This is a genomic window from Streptomyces sp. NBC_01549, assembly GCF_026339955.1.
Lineage (GTDB): Bacteria > Actinomycetota > Actinomycetes > Streptomycetales > Streptomycetaceae > Streptomyces.
Genome location: NZ_JAPEPW010000001.1, coordinates 3,649,820 through 3,667,332 on the forward strand (window position 1 = coordinate 3,649,820; position 17,513 = coordinate 3,667,332).

At 70.9% G+C, this 17,513-nt stretch carries 21 protein-coding genes; 11 read left to right on the plus strand and 10 right to left on the minus strand.

Annotated features, from left to right (window positions below; translation table 11 throughout):
- Nucleotides 1-3 precede the first annotated feature (3 nt).
- Nucleotides 4-411: a hypothetical protein gene (locus tag OG819_RS16325; RefSeq protein ID WP_266650061.1), complete on the minus strand. Its 408-nt coding sequence runs from the start codon at nt 409-411 to the stop codon at nt 4-6.
- Nucleotides 412-518: 107 nt separating this feature from the next.
- On the opposite strand from OG819_RS16325, the gene OG819_RS16330 reads away from it, so the two are divergent.
- Genes OG819_RS16330 through OG819_RS16340 form a run of 3 tightly spaced genes read left to right on the plus strand, consistent with a single transcriptional unit; the run spans nt 519 to nt 2,823 of the window.
- On the plus strand, nt 519-1,310 hold the full coding sequence (locus OG819_RS16330; RefSeq protein ID WP_266650063.1) for a helix-turn-helix transcriptional regulator: 792 nt from the start codon (nt 519-521) through the stop codon (nt 1,308-1,310).
- Nucleotides 1,307-1,486 (plus strand): DUF397 domain-containing protein, encoded by a 180-nt coding sequence (locus tag OG819_RS16335; RefSeq protein WP_266650065.1) that lies wholly within the window; start codon nt 1,307-1,309, stop codon nt 1,484-1,486. Before OG819_RS16330 ends, OG819_RS16335 begins: the two co-directional genes overlap by 4 nt.
- Before the next feature lie 5 nt (nt 1,487-1,491).
- Entirely contained in the window at nt 1,492-2,823 is a 1,332-nt protein-coding gene (locus OG819_RS16340) for a hypothetical protein (protein ID WP_266650067.1), read from the plus strand.
- Nucleotides 2,824-2,849: 26 nt separating this feature from the next.
- On the opposite strand, the gene OG819_RS16345 is transcribed toward OG819_RS16340, so the two are convergent.
- A complete protein-coding gene (locus tag OG819_RS16345; protein ID WP_266650069.1) occupies nt 2,850-4,016 on the minus strand; it encodes an acetyl-CoA acetyltransferase in 1,167 nt (388 codons plus the stop codon).
- 114 nt (nt 4,017-4,130) lie between these two features.
- Between OG819_RS16345 and OG819_RS16350 the strand changes: the two genes are divergently transcribed.
- Both OG819_RS16350 and OG819_RS16355 read left to right on the plus strand, forming a co-directional pair.
- On the plus strand, nt 4,131-5,321 hold the full coding sequence (locus OG819_RS16350; RefSeq protein WP_266650071.1) for an acyl-CoA dehydrogenase family protein: 1,191 nt from the start codon (nt 4,131-4,133) through the stop codon (nt 5,319-5,321).
- Nucleotides 5,321-5,836 carry a nitroreductase family deazaflavin-dependent oxidoreductase gene (locus OG819_RS16355; RefSeq protein WP_266625620.1) on the plus strand — a complete coding sequence of 172 codons (516 nt, stop codon included), beginning with the start codon at nt 5,321-5,323 and terminating at the stop codon, nt 5,834-5,836. The genes OG819_RS16350 and OG819_RS16355 overlap by 1 nt, the downstream gene beginning before the upstream one ends.
- 98 nt (nt 5,837-5,934) lie before the next feature.
- Here OG819_RS16355 and OG819_RS16360 read toward each other — a convergent pair whose 3' ends face one another.
- Nucleotides 5,935-6,570, minus strand: coding sequence for a TetR family transcriptional regulator (locus OG819_RS16360; RefSeq protein ID WP_266634422.1), 636 nt, complete (start codon nt 6,568-6,570; stop codon nt 5,935-5,937).
- A 166-nt stretch (nt 6,571-6,736) separates the two neighbouring features.
- Between OG819_RS16360 and OG819_RS16365 the strand changes: the two genes are divergently transcribed.
- Complete coding sequence (locus tag OG819_RS16365) at nt 6,737-7,489, plus strand: VOC family protein (protein WP_266625618.1); 753 nt, start codon at nt 6,737-6,739, stop codon at nt 7,487-7,489.
- 160 nt (nt 7,490-7,649) lie between these two features.
- On the plus strand, nt 7,650-9,974 hold the full coding sequence (locus OG819_RS16370; RefSeq protein WP_266650073.1) for a serine/threonine-protein kinase: 2,325 nt from the start codon (nt 7,650-7,652) through the stop codon (nt 9,972-9,974).
- A 177-nt stretch (nt 9,975-10,151) separates the two neighbouring features.
- Here OG819_RS16370 and OG819_RS16375 read toward each other — a convergent pair whose 3' ends face one another.
- Genes OG819_RS16375 through OG819_RS16385 form a run of 3 tightly spaced genes read right to left on the minus strand, consistent with a single transcriptional unit; the run spans nt 10,152 to nt 12,520 of the window.
- Nucleotides 10,152-10,934, minus strand: a complete 783-nt coding sequence (locus tag OG819_RS16375; protein ID WP_266650075.1) for an enoyl-CoA hydratase/isomerase family protein — start codon at nt 10,932-10,934, stop codon at nt 10,152-10,154.
- Nucleotides 10,931-11,362 carry a Zn-ribbon domain-containing OB-fold protein gene (locus OG819_RS16380; RefSeq protein ID WP_266625612.1) on the minus strand — a complete coding sequence of 144 codons (432 nt, stop codon included), beginning with the start codon at nt 11,360-11,362 and terminating at the stop codon, nt 10,931-10,933. Before OG819_RS16380 ends, OG819_RS16375 begins: the two co-directional genes overlap by 4 nt.
- Before the next feature lie 9 nt (nt 11,363-11,371).
- On the minus strand, nt 11,372-12,520 hold the full coding sequence (locus OG819_RS16385) for a lipid-transfer protein (protein WP_266650076.1): 1,149 nt from the start codon (nt 12,518-12,520) through the stop codon (nt 11,372-11,374).
- Nucleotides 12,521-12,621: 101 nt separating this feature from the next.
- Between OG819_RS16385 and OG819_RS16390 the strand changes: the two genes are divergently transcribed.
- On the plus strand, nt 12,622-14,220 hold the full coding sequence (locus OG819_RS16390; RefSeq protein ID WP_266650078.1) for a FadD3 family acyl-CoA ligase: 1,599 nt from the start codon (nt 12,622-12,624) through the stop codon (nt 14,218-14,220).
- Between the two features lie 4 nt (nt 14,221-14,224).
- Here OG819_RS16390 and OG819_RS16395 read toward each other — a convergent pair whose 3' ends face one another.
- The 4 genes from OG819_RS16395 to OG819_RS16410 form a co-directional block, all read right to left on the minus strand.
- On the minus strand, nt 14,225-14,494 hold the full coding sequence (locus OG819_RS16395) for a hypothetical protein (protein WP_266650080.1): 270 nt from the start codon (nt 14,492-14,494) through the stop codon (nt 14,225-14,227).
- Entirely contained in the window at nt 14,487-14,846 is a 360-nt protein-coding gene (locus OG819_RS16400) for a DUF6247 family protein (protein ID WP_266583217.1), read from the minus strand. Before OG819_RS16400 ends, OG819_RS16395 begins: the two co-directional genes overlap by 8 nt.
- A gap of 444 nt (nt 14,847-15,290) precedes the next feature.
- Nucleotides 15,291-15,569 (minus strand): DUF397 domain-containing protein, encoded by a 279-nt coding sequence (locus OG819_RS16405; RefSeq protein ID WP_266650081.1) that lies wholly within the window; start codon nt 15,567-15,569, stop codon nt 15,291-15,293.
- A complete protein-coding gene (locus OG819_RS16410) occupies nt 15,550-16,401 on the minus strand; it encodes a helix-turn-helix transcriptional regulator (RefSeq protein WP_266650082.1) in 852 nt (283 codons plus the stop codon). Before OG819_RS16410 ends, OG819_RS16405 begins: the two co-directional genes overlap by 20 nt.
- 127 nt (nt 16,402-16,528) lie before the next feature.
- Between OG819_RS16410 and OG819_RS16415 the strand changes: the two genes are divergently transcribed.
- The 3 genes from OG819_RS16415 to OG819_RS16425 are packed head-to-tail and all read left to right on the plus strand — an operon-like array spanning nt 16,529 to nt 17,501.
- Nucleotides 16,529-16,753: a hypothetical protein gene (locus OG819_RS16415; RefSeq protein WP_266650084.1), complete on the plus strand. Its 225-nt coding sequence runs from the start codon at nt 16,529-16,531 to the stop codon at nt 16,751-16,753.
- A complete protein-coding gene (locus OG819_RS16420; protein WP_266625596.1) occupies nt 16,750-17,127 on the plus strand; it encodes an ATP-binding protein in 378 nt (125 codons plus the stop codon). The genes OG819_RS16415 and OG819_RS16420 overlap by 4 nt, the downstream gene beginning before the upstream one ends.
- A complete protein-coding gene (locus tag OG819_RS16425; RefSeq protein ID WP_266625594.1) occupies nt 17,127-17,501 on the plus strand; it encodes a hypothetical protein in 375 nt (124 codons plus the stop codon). Before OG819_RS16420 ends, OG819_RS16425 begins: the two co-directional genes overlap by 1 nt.
- Nucleotides 17,502-17,513 lie beyond the last annotated feature (12 nt).

The following is a 17,513-nucleotide window of genomic DNA, read 5'->3' on the forward strand; positions in this document are numbered from 1 at the left end:
GTATCACTCGGAGGTCCGACAAAGCTGCGCCATGAGCACCCCGTGCAGCAGCTCCGCGTCCACGAACTCACCCACCTCCGGTGCGCCGTGCCCCCAGCTCAGGGGGTACGTGTTCCCCTCCGGCGCGGGTACGCCCACGTACTCGTCGTGCGCCGAGCGGGTGAACCGGCGGGCGCCGGGCGGCCAGTCGTGCTCCGCGCCCTCCCCGGGCGCGAGCAGGAAGTACGTCCACCGGCAGCCGCTGGTTTCCCTGACGACCGGTCCGGGGTGACCGTCGGTGAGCTCGACGAGGTGGTGCAGCACGGCTTCCCCGTGTACGCCGCACACGCGGACGGCGTCGAAGTGGACCCCGGCGAGGCGTAGTTGAAGCCCTGACCTTGGGACCCAATTCGGGGTGAGTTTGTTCGTCATGACTATGAGCTTGGCGGCGGTTGCGTAGCGTGACCAGATGAACACGGTCCACATTGGCGGTTGTGGGGAGGATGGTGGTTGTTGTGGGGGCCAATGGTGGGGCGTCCGTGGGGCGCAGGTTGGTGGGGGAGCTGTTGCGCATTCAGCGGGGGGTGCGGGGGCTTACGCAGAAGGAGGCCGGTGAGCTGCTGCTCGTCTCCGAGTCGATCTTCGGTGCGTACGAGAGGGCCGAACGGATCCCGCCGATCGAGTTCCTCAAGGACGCGGACAAGGGTCTGGATGCGCGGGGTGCGCTCGTCGCGTGCATCGAGATGATCGAGGAGGAGAAGTACCCGCCGAAGTATGTGGACTGGGTGCGGCTTCAGCGGCTGGCTCAGATCATCAGCGGGTACGAGGTGATGGTCGTCCCCGGGTTGTTCCAGACAGAGGCGTACACGCGAGCCTTGTACGTGTCCCGCGTACCTGCCTACGCGGAGGAGGAGATCGAGCGCCATGTCCAGGCTCGACTCGAACGGCAGGTGGTGCTGAGTCGTACTCCGCCACCCCGACTCGGCTTCGTCGTCGAGGAGGCGGCTCTGGAGCGAGAGTTCGGTGGTCCGACGGTACTGAAGGAGCAGTTACTTCATCTGCTGGAGTGCATGAGGACGCTGAACCATCTGACGGTGCAGGTCATGCCGAACAAGCGGCACACGCACGCCGGGTTGCAGGGGCCGATGCAGTTGATGAGCACGGAGGACGGCCGCAATCTGGTCTTCATCGAGTCCCAGGCAGGCAGTACGTTGATCTCCAAGCCCGAGCAAGTCAACGGACTGTTCGATCTGTTCGGCATGCTGCGGGCCCAGGCCCTGACGCCGTGGGAGTCCGCAGAACTCATCGCAAAGAAAGCGGGGCAACTGTGAACACGACCGAACTCGCCTGGTTCAAGTCGAGCTACAGCACGAACGAGGGTGGCGAGTGCCTCGAAATAGCCACCGCCCCCACCACCGTCCACATCCGCGACTCGAAGAACCTCACCGGCCCCACCCTCGCCGTCACCCCCACGACCTGGACGGCCTTCCTCCGTACCGTCCGTTGAGGCGCTTGGCGGGCGTCGCTCTCAGCGGCGCCCTCCTGCTCCCCCTCGCCGCCTGCGGCCCCCTCGCGGAGGACCCCGAGTCCTGGATCTCCGCCCCCGAGGTCTTCTATCTGCGCCCCGTCGGTGACAAATCCGGGCCCAAGGCCAAGATGCCGTTCCATCTGCAGGCCGAGGACGTCAAGGCGACCAGTCGCTACGGCACGCAGGATCACCGGCTGACCGTCGACGTGCGCGGGTCCGAGGGCGTCGTACGGCTGAAGGCGGTCGGCCTGCGCAAGGGCGGGACCCGGTGCCTCAACGACACCGCGCGTGCCGTCTGTGACGTCAGCGGTGCCTACGACAGCTGGTCGGACCTGGACCGTGTGTACCCGGTCGCCGCCGAGGGCAGCAGGCCCGGCGACACCGGCATCGTGCGCTTCACGTTCACCACGAAGGACGGGAAGACGCTCACCACCCGTACCCGGGTCGTGGTCGGCGAGCCCGTGGTGAAGGTGCGCACTCTCAAGGTCATCAAGGACGTGCGCCCGGGCGCCGACGTGACCGTACCGGTCGTCGTCCGCAATGACGGCGAGGTGTCGGTGAAGGGGCTCGCCCTCGAACTCGGCTCCGGGGACCTGGACTTCCGGCAGCGGTACGCCAACTGCCGTTACCCGCCTCAGCATCACGGGCGCACGGCCGTCTGCCGGTTTCCCGACCTGCGTGTCCCGCCGGGCGGTTCCGTCGTCCTGCACCCGGCCCTGCGCCTGCGCGCGTCGAAGACGCGGATGTACGGCTCCTTCAGTCAGGAGGCCTGGCCGCTGGACTCGGGGCCCGGACAGTACATCGTGGTGCCGCCGGGCGGTGACCCCGGTGACGGCCCGCCCCTGACCGCCGAGGCCGTGCACGGCGGCGAAGGCACCGGCGGCACGTTCGCCGAGGGAGACGTGTACACCGACGTGCGTCTGGACACCCACGCCGACTACGAGGTCTTCGGCGTCGAACTGCGGGGCAGCCCCGGCACGAAGCGCTCGCTACGGCTCAGGGTCCGCAACAACGGGCCCGGCATCCCCGGCGGCGGTACGAAGCTGCTGTTCACGCCGCCGCCCGGCACCGTGCTGGAAGAACCCATGGAGGCCATCGACGAGGACGCGTACGAGCCGTACTGCGACTCCGACGGCCCCGCGTACAGCTGCCTCGTGGGCCAACTCGACCCCGGCGAGACCCGTGACTTCGAGTTCACCCTGAGCCTCGACGGGCCGGGGCAGGGCACCGTGGCCCTCCAGGACACCCAGCCGTCCACCGGCCGCCGCGACCCGATCCCGGCCAACGACACGGCTCCTGTCACCGTTCTGCCCTGACCTTCCGTATCCCTGGCGCCCGTCCCCTACCGCCCCAGCACCACCGTCCCCGACGAGCAGAACCACCCGCCCGTGCCGGAGGCCACCGCCAGCTCCGGGAGGCGTCCGCCCGCCTTCCTCACCTGCCGCTGCCCGGCCTCCCCGCGCAGCTGCCGTACGGCCTCCACCAGGAGGAACAGTCCGCGCATCCCCGGGTGCTGGGCCGAGAGCCCGCCCCCGTCCGTGTTCACCGGCAGTTCCCCGCCCACCGTCAAGCGCCCCTTCTGCACGAACTCCCCGCCCTCACCCTTCGCACAGAAGCCCAGGTCCTCCAGGGTCACGAGGGTCATGTAGGTGAAGGCGTCGTAGATCTCGGCCACGTCGATCTCGTCGGGCCGCACCCCCGCCCGCTCGAAGGCGAGGCGTCCGCTGACCGCCGCGGGGGAGACGGTGAAGTCCGGCCACTCGGACATCGTCGTGTGCGAGACGTGCTCGCCGGTGCCGAGGATCCACACCGGGGCCGTACGGCAGTCGCGTACGTACTCCTCGGCCGCCAGCAGCACCGCCGCGCCGCCGTCGGAGCGCAGGCAGCAGTGCAGCTTCGTGAAGGGGTCGGCGATCATCGGGCCGGACAGGACGTCGTCGGTGGTGATCGGGGTGCGGAACATCGCGTCCGGGTTCAGTGCCGCGTTCGCCCGCGCCTGGACGGCCACCGACGCGAGCTGTTCGAGCGTCGTGCCGTACGCGTGCATGTGGCGGCGCGCGGCCATCGCGTACTTGGCGATGAGTGTGTGGCCGTACGGGACCTCGAACTGGAGAGGGCCCAGGGCGCCGAAGGAGAGGTCGCCGGTGCGGCGGCCCGCCTTGATGTCGGCGCGGGCGGTCGAGCCGTAGACCAGGAGGACGGCTTCGGCGTGGCCCGCCGCGATCGCGTCCGTCGCGTGCGCCGCCATGACCTCCCAGGTGGAGCCGCCGACGGCGGTGGAGTCGACCCAGGTGGGGCGCAGGCCGAGGTACTCGGCCACCTCGGCCGGCGGCAGGGTGCCGAGGCCCGCCGACGCGAACCCGTCGACCAGTGAGCGGTCCATCCCCGCGTCCGCCAGCGCGCGGCGGGCGGCCTGGGCGTGCAGGGCGTAGGGCGTCGCGTCGTCCACGCGACCGCAGTCCGAGAGGGAGACACCCACGACGGCGACCTTGCGCTTCCCCGGAGTCATGGATCTGACGGTACATCAGATACGGCGCCTCGCGGGAGGTCGTCGCGGCTCTGGGCATCCGCACTCCCCGGCGCTAATGTGACGGACCGTCAGATCGGGAGAAGGGGCCTGACCATGGACGCCCGTTTCACCGCCGAACAGGACGAGATCCGCCGCACCCTGCGGGAACTCCTGCTCAAGCGCTGCGGCCCGGAGGAGGTGCGCTCGGCCGTGCGCACCGGGGCCGGATACGACACCGGGCTCTGGGAGGCGCTCGCGCAGCAGCTCGGGCTGCCGGGGCTCGCCCTCCCCACGGCGTACGGCGGGGTCGGCTGTTCGTTCGCCGACCTCGCCCTCGCCTGCGAGGAGTCGGGGCGGGCCCTCGCGCCCTCGCCGCTGCTCGCCACGGCCGCCCTCGCGGCCCCGCTGATCCTCGCCCTCGGCACCCACGCCCAGCGCGCGGAGCTGCTGCCCAGAATCGCGGCGGGCGAGCTGACCGCCGCCCTCGCGGTGCCGGGCGCCGGGCTGCCCACCGCGCTCGGTCTGGTCGGCGACAACGGCGGGGACTGGGCGGGCGGCGGCCGGGCCGGGGGCGTACAGGCCCGGCGGGGCGGGGAAGGCGGCTGGCGCCTCTACGGGGAGGTGGAACAGGTCCTCGACGGGCACAGCGCGGAGCTCCTGCTGGTCGCCGCGCACACCGGAGGGTTCGCCCGGCCCCGGACGCGGATCTTCCTCGTGACGGGGGACGCCCGCGGGCTCGTACGGATGCGGCAGACGTCGCTGGATGAGACACGGGCGCAGGGACGGGTGCAACTGCGTCAGGTGCGGGCCGAGTTGCTGGGCGAGGAGGACGGCGACGTGCTCGGCGCGCTCGCCTCCGTCGGGGACGGCGCCGCCGCCGTGCTCGCCGTCGAAGCCGTCGGCGCCGCCGTCCGGGCGCTGGAGCGGACCGTCGCCTATGTGCGGCAGCGGGAGCAGTTCGGGCGGGCGATCGGGTCCTTCCAGGCGGTGAAGCATCGGCTCGCGGACGTGTACGTACGGGTGCAGGCGGCGCGGTCCGCCGCGTACTACGCCGCCTGGGCGGCGGGGGCCGGGGGCGAGCGGGTCGGCGGGCTCGCGCTCGCCCAGGGCCTGGAGGCGTTGCGGACCGCCGCCGCCGAGGCGATCCAGCTGCACGGCGGCATCGGCTTCACCTGGGAGCACGAGGCCCAGCTGTACTTCAAGCGCGCGGCCGGCGACGAACTGCTCTTCGGGCCCGTGCACCGGCTGCGGGCGTACGCCGCCGACGCCGCGCGGCTCTTCGACGGAGTGGAGGTGGCGGTCTGATGGCGCCGGGAATCCGGTCACGAGCCGTCGTGCGCAGTGTGCAGAGGGTGTCCTCGACGCGGGCCTTCGCCCGGGTCGCCCCGCACCTCATCCCGGCCCTGGACCGCGCGGTGCACCGGCTGACGCGGGGCAAGGTGCTGCTCAGCGCGCAGCTGCTGCCCGGGATCGTGCTGACCGTGCGGGGCGCACGCAGCGGGCTGGAGCGGCGTACGCCACTGGCCTGTATGCCCGAAGGGCCGGAGAAGGGGGCAGCGGGGACGGGCAGCTGGATCCTTGTCGGGTCCAACTTCGGGCGTGCCGATCACCCGGCCTGGACCGCCAACCTCCTGGCCCATCCGGACGCCGTCATCAGCTGGCAGGGCGAGGACATCCCCGTGACGGCCCGGCTGCTGGAGGGGGAGGAGCGGGACGCGGCCTGGAAGGCGGTGCTGGCGTTCTGGCCGCCGTACGCCACGTACCAGGCGCGGATCGACCGTGAGATCCGGCTGCTGAGGATCGTGCGGCGCTCCGCATAGCGCAGCGGGCGGCAGTCCACCGGAGGGATGTCCGGAGTGAACTGCCGCCCGCATGACAGGACGTGGGCCGAACGGGGACCCCAGCAGGTACGGTCGCGCTACTTGGTCGGCTTCTTCCCGGTGACCCCGAGGTGCACCAACAGCGCCAGGTTCGGCTTGAGTTCGGCCTGCTTGACGCCCCAGGTCTGGAAGCCCTTCTGGTGCGAGGCCACCGCGGCGAGCATCGCGACGAGCGAACCGGCGATCGCCGCGGGGTTCACGTCCTTGTCGACCTTGCCCTTGGACTGGAGCTCGGAGACCGAGTCCGCGAGCGAGTTGTTCACCGAGTTGAGAATCTTCATACGGAGCTTGTAGAAGCGCTTGTCGCCCTCGGCGGCGCCCAGATCGACCACGCGCAGAATCGCTTCGTTCTTCCGCCAGAACTCCAGGAAACCGTCCACGAGTTCCTGGGCGGTCGCCCAGCCGGCCTTGCCGACCCAGGAGCGCCCCTCGAGGAGCTCGGTCAACCCGGCGCCCTCCGCGGCCATTTGCTCGGCGATCTCCAGAACGGCGCCTTCGACGTCCGGAAAGTACTGGTAGAAAGTCGCCGGAGACGTGCCCGCTTTCCGGGCGACATCAATGACTTTGACGTCCCGGTACGGCGACGAGCTGAGCATTTCACTGAGGCAGTCGAGCAGTTTCTGCCTGGTCGCCTGCCCTCGCCGTCCGGCCACGCGGCCGTCGACGGTACGCACTTGTCCTGTCATGCCGTCAGCTTACCGAGGGGTGATCGGAGCGCGATTCGGCCGACTGCAAATGGGGTGCGTGGGGGAGCGCGGGCGGCGAGTGGGGGGTGCGGGAGGTGTCTGAGGGTGTGCGGGCCGTCGCGCGAAGTGGAGGAAAGGCCGATAACTTGGTCGCATGGCCGTATCCGGGGCACCCGACGCGACGCAGGCCTGCCCAGAGGGCGTCCCCTGCTGGGTCGACGCGCAGCTTCCCGATGTGGAGGCGGGCAGACGTTTCTACGGTGAGCTGTTCGGCTGGACCTTCGGGGAGGGGTTCGGACCGTACGCGGAGGGCGTGTGGGCGCGCCATCACGGGGAGCCCGTCGCCGCCCTCGCCCCCAAGCGTGACGGCCGTATGCCCACCGTCTGGACGGTGTCCTTCGCGACCCCGGACGCCGCCGCGCTCGCGGCCCGGATCCAGGCGGCGGGCGGGCAGGTGATCACCGCGCCCACCCAGGTCGGCCCCTACGGTACGACCGCCCTCGTGACGGACCCCGAGGGCGCGGTCTTCGGTCTGTGGCAGGCGGGCACCCACCCCGGTTTCGGCGAACGGCACGAGCCGGGTTCCTTCTGCTGGGCCGAGTTGTACGCGCGGGACCCGGGGACCGTCGACCGTTTCTACGGCGCCCTGTTCCACGAGGCCCTGTTCGGCCCCGACGCCTCGCCCGACTTCGGCCGGGCACCGGTCTCCGGTGTCTTCCCGGCCGTGATGCCGCCGCACTTCCTCGTCCACTTCGGGGTGGAGGACGTCGACGCGGTCCTCGGTACGGTGAACGGGCTGGGCGGACGCGTCCAGGCGCCCCCTTTTGACACTTCGTACGGAAGGGCGGCCGTCGTCGCGGACAATCAAGGGGCGTCGTTCGCCGTACTCCAGGTACGGGGCCGGTGATTATGTCCTGAGACACCCCGTTCCGCCCCCGGGTTCGCAACCTGTGGCCCGGACAGGAAGAATCGGGGTGCGTGCCGCCATGGCGGTGCGGTGGTGAGACGCTGCACGGGGCCGCGTTCATACGTGGATGACGTGGCTCGTACGGGGAGGTGGCAGGCAAGTGGTGGATCAGCTGACACAGCACGATCCGCGGCGGATCGGGCCGTTCGAGGTGCTGGGACGGCTGGGTGCCGGCGGCATGGGGCTGGTCTATCTCGCGCGCTCGGCTTCGGGCCGGCGCGTGGCGATCAAGACGGTCAGGACCGAGCTCGCCGAGGACCAGCTGTTCCGGGTCCGCTTCACTCGTGAGGTGGAGGCCGCGCGAGCGGTCTCCGGCTTCTACACGGCGGCCGTGGTCGACGCCGACCCGCGCGCCGCGGTGCCGTGGCTGGCCACCGCGTACGTTCCGGCGCCCTCCCTCGAGGAAATAGTGAATGAGTGCGGGCCGATGCCGGCCCAGGCGGTGCGCTGGCTGGCGGCGGGCGTCGCGGAGGCGCTGCAGTCGATCCACGGCGCCGGGCTCGTCCACCGGGACCTGAAGCCCTCGAACGTGCTGGTGGTGGAGGACGGGCCGCGGGTCATCGACTTCGGTATCGCCTCCGGCGTCTCGAACACCCGTTTGACGATGACGAATGTCGCCGTCGGCACCCCGGCCTACATGTCCCCCGAACAGGCGAAGGACTCGCGCAGCGTCACCGGCGCGAGCGACGTCTTCTCGCTCGGCTCGATGCTCGTCTTCGCCGCCACCGGACACGCGCCCTTCCACGGCGCCAACCCGGTCGAGACGGTCTTCATGCTGCTGCGGGAGGGCCCCGACCTGGAGGGCCTCCCGGACGAGCTGCGCCCCCTCATCGAGTCCTGCATGCAGATGGAGGCGACCGGCCGCCCGGGCCCCGCCGACCTCCAGGCCCAGCTGGCACCCCACCTCTTCGGCTCCGGCTCCGACGACAGCGGTACGGCGTCGGCGTGGCTGCCCGAGCGGGCGGTGGGCCTGATCGAGACGCGCCGTGGGGGCCGGCCGGCGCTGAAGCCCCCGTCCTCCGGCGGTCGCAGCGGTGGCGGACGCCCCGCCCTTCCTCCGCCGCCCTCGCACGCTCCCGTGCCCGTCGGGGCGCCCGACGCCGGCCCCGTACGGCTCGCGGGCGGCCAGGTGCCCATCGGCCCCGGACCCCGCGTCGCCGACGCCCGTGCCGCCGCCGTGAAGGCACCTCCTCCGGAGGCGGGCCTCGCCGCCTCCTGGTCCCGCCCGCGCGTCGGCGTCAACGGCGCCGACCCCGCGCCGGCGGTCGCTCCGCCGCCCGCCCCGGACTCCCCGTCCGGCTGGCGGCCCTGGCGCTTCCGCATGTCCAACGACGTCTGGGGTACGCCCTCGGTCGCGGGCGACCTCGTCTACGTCACCTCCTTCGAAGTCCACGCCCTGGACGTCGCGACCGGCCGCCGCCGTTTCAAGACGCGGGACGTGGCCTGGTCCATGGCGGTCGCGGACGGCCGTATCCACGCCTCCGACGGCCCCACCCTGTTCGCCCTGAACGCGCGGGAGGGCGCGGACCTGTGGCGTCTGTCCACGGACGCCTGGGTGTACTCCCTGAAGGCCGACCGCGGGACCGTCATCACCGGTACGCGCGGTGGCGGCGTCCAGGCCTGGGAGGCCTCCAACGGCCAGAAACTGTGGGAGATCACCGGCGCCCAGACCGACTTCGAGTCCCCGGAGGCCGGGCCCGCCGTCCACGAGGGCACGGTGTACGTCTGGAAGGACGCCCGGCTGTGTGCCCTGGAGGCCCGTACGGGTGAGGAACGCTGGTCGTACCCGATCGGTGACGCGGCGTCCTGCGGGGGCGTACCCGTACGGATCACGTCCGCCCCCGACGGCTACGTCTACATCTCCGCGGGCACCCGCGTCCTCGCCGTCGACGTCGCCGACGGGCACGTCCGCTGGCACTTCGAGGCCCCCGCGGTCTTCCTCTCCCCGCCGACCTTCGTACCCGGGCCCGCGGTCACGGGGGGCGGTGTCTACCTCGCCGACTACCTCGGCACGGTGTACGCCCTCGACGCGACGGACGGCCGCGACCGCTGGCGCATCGCGACCGAGGCCCGCTCCTCGATCGAACCCGTCCTGGTCGCCGCCGGCCACGTCCACGTCGGCAGCGGCAAGGGGCTGTACACCCTCGACGCGGTCACCGGCACCCCGAAGTGGCGCTTCCAGGCCGGGGGCGACCTCGTGGGCGCGCCCGCGGTCGCCGAGGGCCGTATCCACTTCGGCTCGACGGACCATCTCCTCTACACCCTGAAGGCGGACGACGGCCGGCTCCGCTGGAAGCTGGCGACGGGTGGGGAGATCACCGGTGCGCCGGTGGTCAAGGACGGGGTGGTGTACGCGTGCAGCAAGGACCGGTGCGTGTACGCGCTGGACGCGGAGAAGGGAACGGGGACGGCGCGCACGGCGTAGGGTGACCGGCCTTTCCTCGCCCCCGCCGCCCCTACCCGTCCCATCCTCAGCCTGGGGGCTCCGCCCCCAGACCCCCGGGTGGGTTCTTTGGCCGCGGGCCGTCTGTGGCTGGTCGCGCAGTTCCCCGCGCCCCTGGGGGCGGGGCTGCGCCCCGGCCCCCACTCGGCCGCAGACGCATCACCGCACCCGGAACCCGTTCGGTTGGCGTGCGGAGAACAACTCCTCCTGTCGGGCCGGGGGCAGGTTGCCCAGGGAGATGAGGTGGGGCGCCTGCGCGAAGGCGTGGGCGCGGGCCGCCTCGTGCGCCGCCCACAGGGCGCGTACGGTGCCCTGCACCCCCTCGGAGGGGTAGGAGGCGATCACCGTCGCACAGCGGACGGCGGCCTCCAACGCACCACCAGGCGGCGTGAGTTCGGACACCAGCCCGATGTCGTACGCCCGCCGCGCGGACATCCGTTCGGCGCTCCCCATGAGTGCCGTACGCGCCGCCTCCCCGTACGGCATCCGGTGCGCCGCGTACACGGACTCGTACGCGCTGACCATGCCGTACGTCGTGTGCGGGTCGAAGAAGGTCGCGGTCTCGTCGGCGACGACGAACTCCGCCTCCCCGAGGAGGTAGAAGGCGCCTCCGCACGCCATCCCCCGCACGGCCGCGACGACCGGCTTCCACAGGTCGTTGGCCTTGGGGCCGATGCGCAGGAGGGGGTCGTCCACCATGTAGGGGGAGGCGGGCTGCGGAGTCTCCGTGGAGCGGTCGAGGCCGGTGGAGAAGGCCCGTTCGCCAGCCCCGGTGAGGACGACGGCCCGTACGGAGTCGTCGAAGCGGAACGCCCGCCAGGCGGCGGACAGTTCGGATGCCAGGGCCTCGTCGATGGCGTTCAGTTTTTCCGGGCGGTCCAGGGTGAGGACCGCGACGCCCGTGTCCTTGTCGGTCGAGATCCGCAGCCCGCCGCCGCTCACGACCGGCCCTCCAGAACCCACTGCGGCAGCCTCTCCCCGCTGAACACGACCCGTACCCGCGCTCCGATCCGGATCCGCTCCGGGGAGAAGGAGTCGAGCGGGGCGCCGGGGGCCGTGACCAGGTTGCCGACCAGGCGGATGCGGGGGGCCTCGGCGAGTTCGACGACGATCGCGTTGTACGGGGCCAGGGCCGCGTACGCCGGGAGCAGCGGCGGGTGCGGGACGACGTACGACCAGACGCGGCCGTGGCCGCTCATCCGACGCCATTCGCTGCCGAAGGACTGGCAGTGGGGACAGCAGGGGCGGGGCGGGAAGCGCAACTCGCCGCAGTCGGCGCAGGCCTGGATCCGTAGCTCGCCCTGGGCGGCGTACCCCCAGAAGGGCGCGCCGTCGTCGTCGGGGACAGGGGAGAGAAGGGGCTCGGTCATGTCGGCTCCTCAGTTCCTCAGCAGGATCGCGGAGGTGGGGACGCCCTCCCCCGCCGTGACCAGGCAGGTGGCGGCCCCGGGGACCTGGGCGGTACTCGTGCCCCGCAACTGCTTCACGCCCTCGTTGATGAGGTTGAAGCCGTGGACGTACGCCTCGCTGAGTCCGCCCCCGCCGGTGTTGAGGGGCAGCCGGCCCCCGATCTCCAGGGCGCCGCCCTCCGTGTAGGCCGCGCCCTCGCCACGTCCGCAGAAGCCGTAGCCCTCCAGGGAGAGTGGGATGAGGGGGGTGAAGGCGTCGTAGATCTGGGCCACGTCGACGTCGTCCGGGGTGAAGTCGGCGTGTTTCCACAGGTGCCGGGCGGCGGTCCAGGCGGGGCCTGTGAGCGGGTCGTCGTTCCAGTAGTTGACCATGCCGTGGTGCTGGGCGGGCAGGCCCTGGGCGGCGGAGTGGACGTACACGGGCCGTTGCCGGCAGTCCCGGGCCCGCTCGGCGGACACGATCACGCAGGCCAACGCGCCATCCGTCTCCAGGCAGTTGTCGAAGAGGCAGAGGGGTTCGCTGATCCAGCGGGAGGTCATGTACATCTCGCGGGTCAGCGGGCGCTCGTACATCATCGCGGCGGGGTTCTGGTTGGCGCGGTTGCGGCAGGCGAGGGCGACGTTGAAGAGGTGGTCGCGGGTGGCGCCGTACTCGTACATGTAGCGACGGGCCAGCATGCCTATCTCGTCGGCCGGTCTGAGCAGCCCGAAGGGGCGGGTCCACTGGGCGGGGGTGGGGAGCTGGACGGCGGTGTTCTTCCACGGCCTCGGCCCGCTGCCGCGCTTGCGTGATCGCCAGGCCACGCCCACCGTCGCCTGGCCGGTGGCGACGGCGGCGGCGAGATGCGCGACGGTGGCGCAGGAGCCGCCGCCCCCGTAGCCCACCTTGCTGAAGAAGGTGAGGTCGCCGAGGCCGACCGCCTTCGCGACCTCCACCTCGTCGGTCTCCTCCATGGTGTAGGAGGCGAGTCCGTCGACTTCGGAGGGCGCTATTCCGGCGTCGTCGAGTGCGGCGAGGATCGCGCGGCAGGCCAAGGTCTTCTCGGACTCCGGGAGTTGCCGGGCGAAGGGTGTCTGTCCGATGCCGACGACGGCGGTGGCGTCCTTGATCCCCGGCATGGGTGCACCTCCACGGAAGGGCCCGACTGCTGACAGGTTGTCAGGCTACAGCTAATCTGACGGGTAGTCAGCTAGTGGGTTCGTGCCTACGGAGGCGTGAGATGCGCGGAGACCTGGAGTGGGGCAGCGTCCCGGGGCTGATGCGCTCGGCGGCGACGCGCTTCGCGGACCGCGAGGCCGTCGTCGAGGGCCGTACGCGGATCTCCTACGCCGAACTGGGAGCCCGCGTCGAACGTGCGGCGGCCGCCTGCCTCGCGAACGGCGTACGGCTCGGCGACCGGGTCGCCATCTGGGCGCCGAACACCCTGGACTGGATCGTCTCCGCCCTCGGCGCGGTGTCGGCGGGCGCGGTGCTCGTCCCGCTCAACACCCGCTTCAAGGGCACCGAGGCGGCGTACGTACTGTCCCGGAGCCGCGCGCGGCTGCTGTTCGTGACGGGGACGTTCCTGGGGACGTCGTACGTGGCGTCACTACGACGGGCGGCGGGGGAAGGGTCGCAGGAGGGGGAAGGCGCCGGAAACGGCCCCCTCCCCGGACTGCCGCACCTCGAACAGGTGGTGGTGCTGGCGGACGACGCCCCCGCCGACTTCCGCACCTGGAAGGACTTCCTGGCGGACGGGGAGGGCGTCGGGGCGGCTCAGGTGCGGGAACGGGCGGCGGCCGTGCCGGGATCGGCGCCTTCGGACATCGTCTTCACCTCGGGCACGACGGGCCGGCCCAAAGGCGCGGTGATCACGCACGCGCAGAGCCTGCGGGCGTACGAGGTGTGGTGCGAGCTGGCCGGTCTGCGCCGGGAGGACCGCTACCTGATCGTGAACCCCTTCTTCCACACCTTCGGCTACAAGGCCGGGGTGCTCGCCTGTCTCATGCGGGGCGCGACGATGATCCCGCAGCCGGTGTTCGACGTGGACACGGTGCTGGCGAACATCGCGTCCGAGCGCGTCACGGTCCTGCCGGGCCCGCCGACCCTCCACCAGTCCCTCCTCGACCACCCGGCGCGGGCGTCGTACGACCTGTCGACGCTGCGGCTGGTGGTCACGGGAGCGGCCGTGGTCCCCCTCCGCCTGGTGGAACGCCTGCGCACCGAACTGGGCGTGGAGACGGTCCTGACGGCGTACGGCCTCTCGGAGGCCAGCGGATTCGTGACGATGTGCCGCCGGGGCGACCCGCCGTCCGTGATCGCGTCGACCTCGGGCCGCGCCATCCCGGGCGTGGAAGTACGCGTCGAGGCACCCACAGGCACCCCGGGCGAGGTGCTGGTCCGCGGCTTCAACGTGATGCGGGGCTACTTCGAGGACACTGAGGAAACCGCCCGCGTCCTGACCCCGGACGGCTGGCTGCGCACCGGCGACGTGGGCGTCCTGGACCCGGCGGGCAACCTCCGCATCACCGACCGGATCAAGGACATGTTCATCGTCGGCGGCTTCAACGCCTACCCCGCCGAGATAGAGCAGCTCCTCGGCCTCCACCCGGACATCGCGGACGTGGCGGTCATAGGCGTACCGGACGGCCGGCTGGGCGAGGTCGGCAAGGCGTATGTCGTACGGCGGGAGGGTTCCGTCCTTACCTCCGACGACCTCATCGCCTGGTCGCGGCGCGAGATGGCGAACTACAAGGTCCCGAGGGCGGTGGAGTTCGTCGCGGAGCTGCCGCGGAACGCGAGCGGGAAGGTGGTGAAGGGGGAGCTGCGGGAGGGGTGAGTGTTCACGCCGGCCATGCGGTGACCTGGAGAACGTAGACGCACTCGTGTCGGGCAATGGTCAGGTAGAGGAACATCCCGCCGGGCACATATGCGGTTTGCACGCCTTCGCCTGTGCCTTGGTATGTGCTGCCGTCGAGGTGCAGGGACTCCGCCGCACGCGCAATCTCGTCGGCTTGCTTCTCCACCTCGGCGACAAAGGCGGGTGGCGCGGGGGTGTCGCCGCCGATGACATGGGTTTCGTTCGGTTCGTACTCCCAGCGCCAACTACTCACGGGTGAGTGACTCCCCGGCGGAGGAGTGGAGAGTACGGATTTCGTCCATTGCGCCCCGCCATGCGGGGTCGCCTTGGTCGACGGTCTGTGCTGTGTACTCGGCCGTCCGCAGCCGCGCGGCCGAGGACGGGATCCTTGCGATCTCGACCGCGACGGCCCACGTTTCGAGGAACTGCATGATCGGGCCCAGGCTGCCGGTGCGGGCCGCCAGGGAGATGGCCTCGTCCTTCTGCCGCTCCATCTCGGCCAGCCGATGGGGAGCGACCTGGGCCAACGCCACACGCAGCGCGCCGGGTGTTCGCTCGGGCCGCGGGATGAGGGGGCCGCCGGGCTCGATGTGCTGTGCGGTCATCCTGGTCCTTCCGTGAGACCGTGCCATGTCCACGGTACGGCAGAGCACGCTGGTGACGCAGAGTATTTTCCTTGATGCTGTGGGTGATGCCGTGAGGGTCGATCGGCGTCCCGCCCCGCCCTGGCTCGGGCCCCGGCCTGAACCCGGGTCCACCCGTCCCTCCCGGGCACCCGGAGAAGCGACCGATGCGCCCACCCGGCTTCCCGGCGCGCGAGGTCAGCAACACACCCCCCTTCGGCCAGTCCCCTCAGCTCCACACCTCAGGGGATCCCGGAGCGACGCCCCTCCCGCTCCTCCTGTGGACAACCGAGGCGGGCGTGGTCGCTGAGGTGGGGTGGATTGGGGGAATTGGGCCAACGTGGGGCTGCTGCGGTGAGGTGGTCTGGCGGTGATCGGGCGGGGTGGGTGGCCCAAATCTGCCCAACGCTCAGTGGGGGGGCGGGGTTAGGGCTTCAGATTTGCGATGAAGGTGGACCAGGACGTGGCTTGGACCAGTAGGACGGGGCTGTCGTGGAGCTTTGAGTCCCGGATGGGGACGACTCCAGGGAGGCCGGTGGCGATCTCGACACAGTCCACGCCGCTGCCGTTGCTGTGCGAGCTCTTGCGCCAGACGGCGGCGCCGGGAAACGCTTCGGCGATCTCGACGCACTCGCCGCCGGTGCCGTTGCTGTAGCTGCTCTTGCGCCACTTCGCGGCGCTCAAGTCAATGCCGTAGCTTGCCATTTCGATAGTCCTCTGCCGCTGTCTCGACCGTGGCCAGGGACGCCTCAGGCGATAGTGCGACGGCCCTGAGCAGATCGTACGACTCCCGGTACTGCTTCACGAGCGCCGGATAGTCGATGAGTTGGCCGCTGTGCAGACTCTCGGCGTACACCACCGGAGGAGCGTCGGCGAAGGTCATGATCCTGGTCATGCCCATCATGAACGGATGGGTGGCGGCGGTTTCCGGAATGATCTGCAAAATGGAGCGCGTGGTCGTGACCACCTCCGCGATGTGCTCCAACAGTTCCGCCATCTGCTGATCCGGGAGGGATGGGCGATGGATCAGCGACACGTCCAGGATCGCCCAGAACTTCGGGGGACCCTCCGAGTCGAAGAGTTCCGCCCGTGCCATCCGGGCGCTCACCTTCTCCTCGACATCTTGGTCCGAGGCCCGGGGCATGGCTGCCCGTACGATCGCGCGCGCATACGCCGCTGTTTGCAGCAGCCCAGGCACGATCATCGGGGCCCAGTCCTCGATCGTCTCCGCATGCCGCTCCATCTCCGCGACGTCCGCGAAGTACTCCGCGTGCCCCGACTGCCGTGCCCTGCGCGCATCTTCACAGCGGCGTTCGAAAAAGCCGTCCGTGCCGAGCGCCTCGTCGACGTGCCGGGCCAGATCCAGCGGCATACGGCGCTCACCCCGCTCGATCTGACTCAGGAACGGGATCCCACGGAAGCTCCCCTCCGCCAACTGTTCGAGCGTGAGGCCCGCCAGCTCCCTCTTGAAGCGCAGCTCGGCGCCGTAGAAGGACGGGACGTTCGCCGACGCGTCGGGATCCTTACGGGAGGGCATAACTCACCACCGCCATTTGCCAATTGCCCTGCGCAACCCAAAGCCCTTTCACGGTACGCCCTTTCACGTCAGCGTGTGACTGATCCGTCACGGAACGTGTGGACGCATGCACAGGAAGGCGTACCCCATGCAAGACCCTCAACCCCCCACCGCCCAAGACATAAACCGCTGCGTGGACGACCTCCGCGCCGCCCTCGCCGCCCATGGCATCGCGCTGCCCTCCCTGCACGCGGACCTGCCGAGTTTCGCGGGTACGTATCCGCCCCCGGCGGGGCTGGTCGCACTCGGCAACTGCAACACCGCCACCGCGCGCAAGCTCACCGTCGCGCTTCGGAAGGCGGCCGAACAGTGAACGCGTCGCCGCAGCTTGAGCTCTACCTGCCGGCTCTCCCCAAGTCCGTCCCTGCCCTGCGTCGCACCGTGCGCCAGTACCTGGACGCGCCTTGTGCCGATGTCCAACTGTGCGTCACCGAGCTGGTCGGCAACGTCATCCGGCATCTGGGGGAGGGCACGCCCGTCCGGGTGCGGGTGGTACGTGCGGACGGCGGCCGGACGCGGGTCGAGGTCGCCGACCCCGACCCGCGCGCCCTGCCGGTCCTCCTGCGCGCCACGGGCGACGACGAGTCCGGGCGCGGCCTGGCGTTGCTCGACGCGGTGGCGCTGCGCTGGGGCGTGGAGCAGGGGGCGGCGGGCAAGACGGTGTGGTGTGAATTGGGGGAGGCGTAGTGCTGTCGTTCCGGTCTCTGCTGCTCCCGCTGTGGCACCTCGTCGCTCCCTTTTTCCTCGGGACGGGTAGCCGGAGGCGGTCCGGCGGACGGCTGTTCCTGCCGGTGGAGGAGCCAGCGCTCCGGGAGACCTCGCGGTGGCAGCCGGGCAAGGTGTTACCGCCCCCTCGCCCTCCTCTGCCACGCAGTCCCTACGCCCGCGAAGCCGCCGCGGACCATCGTGTCGACGTCACCGGCGTTCCGCTCACCCGTCCCTACTACCTCGCGGCGGAGAAGCACCGGCTCCAGGGCGAGCGTCGCCTGGCCCTCGTACTGGCGCTGGAGGGCGTGGACTGCGCTTCCTCGGTCATCCATGGATCTATGTGGGCCGTATGAGGTGGCTGGAGC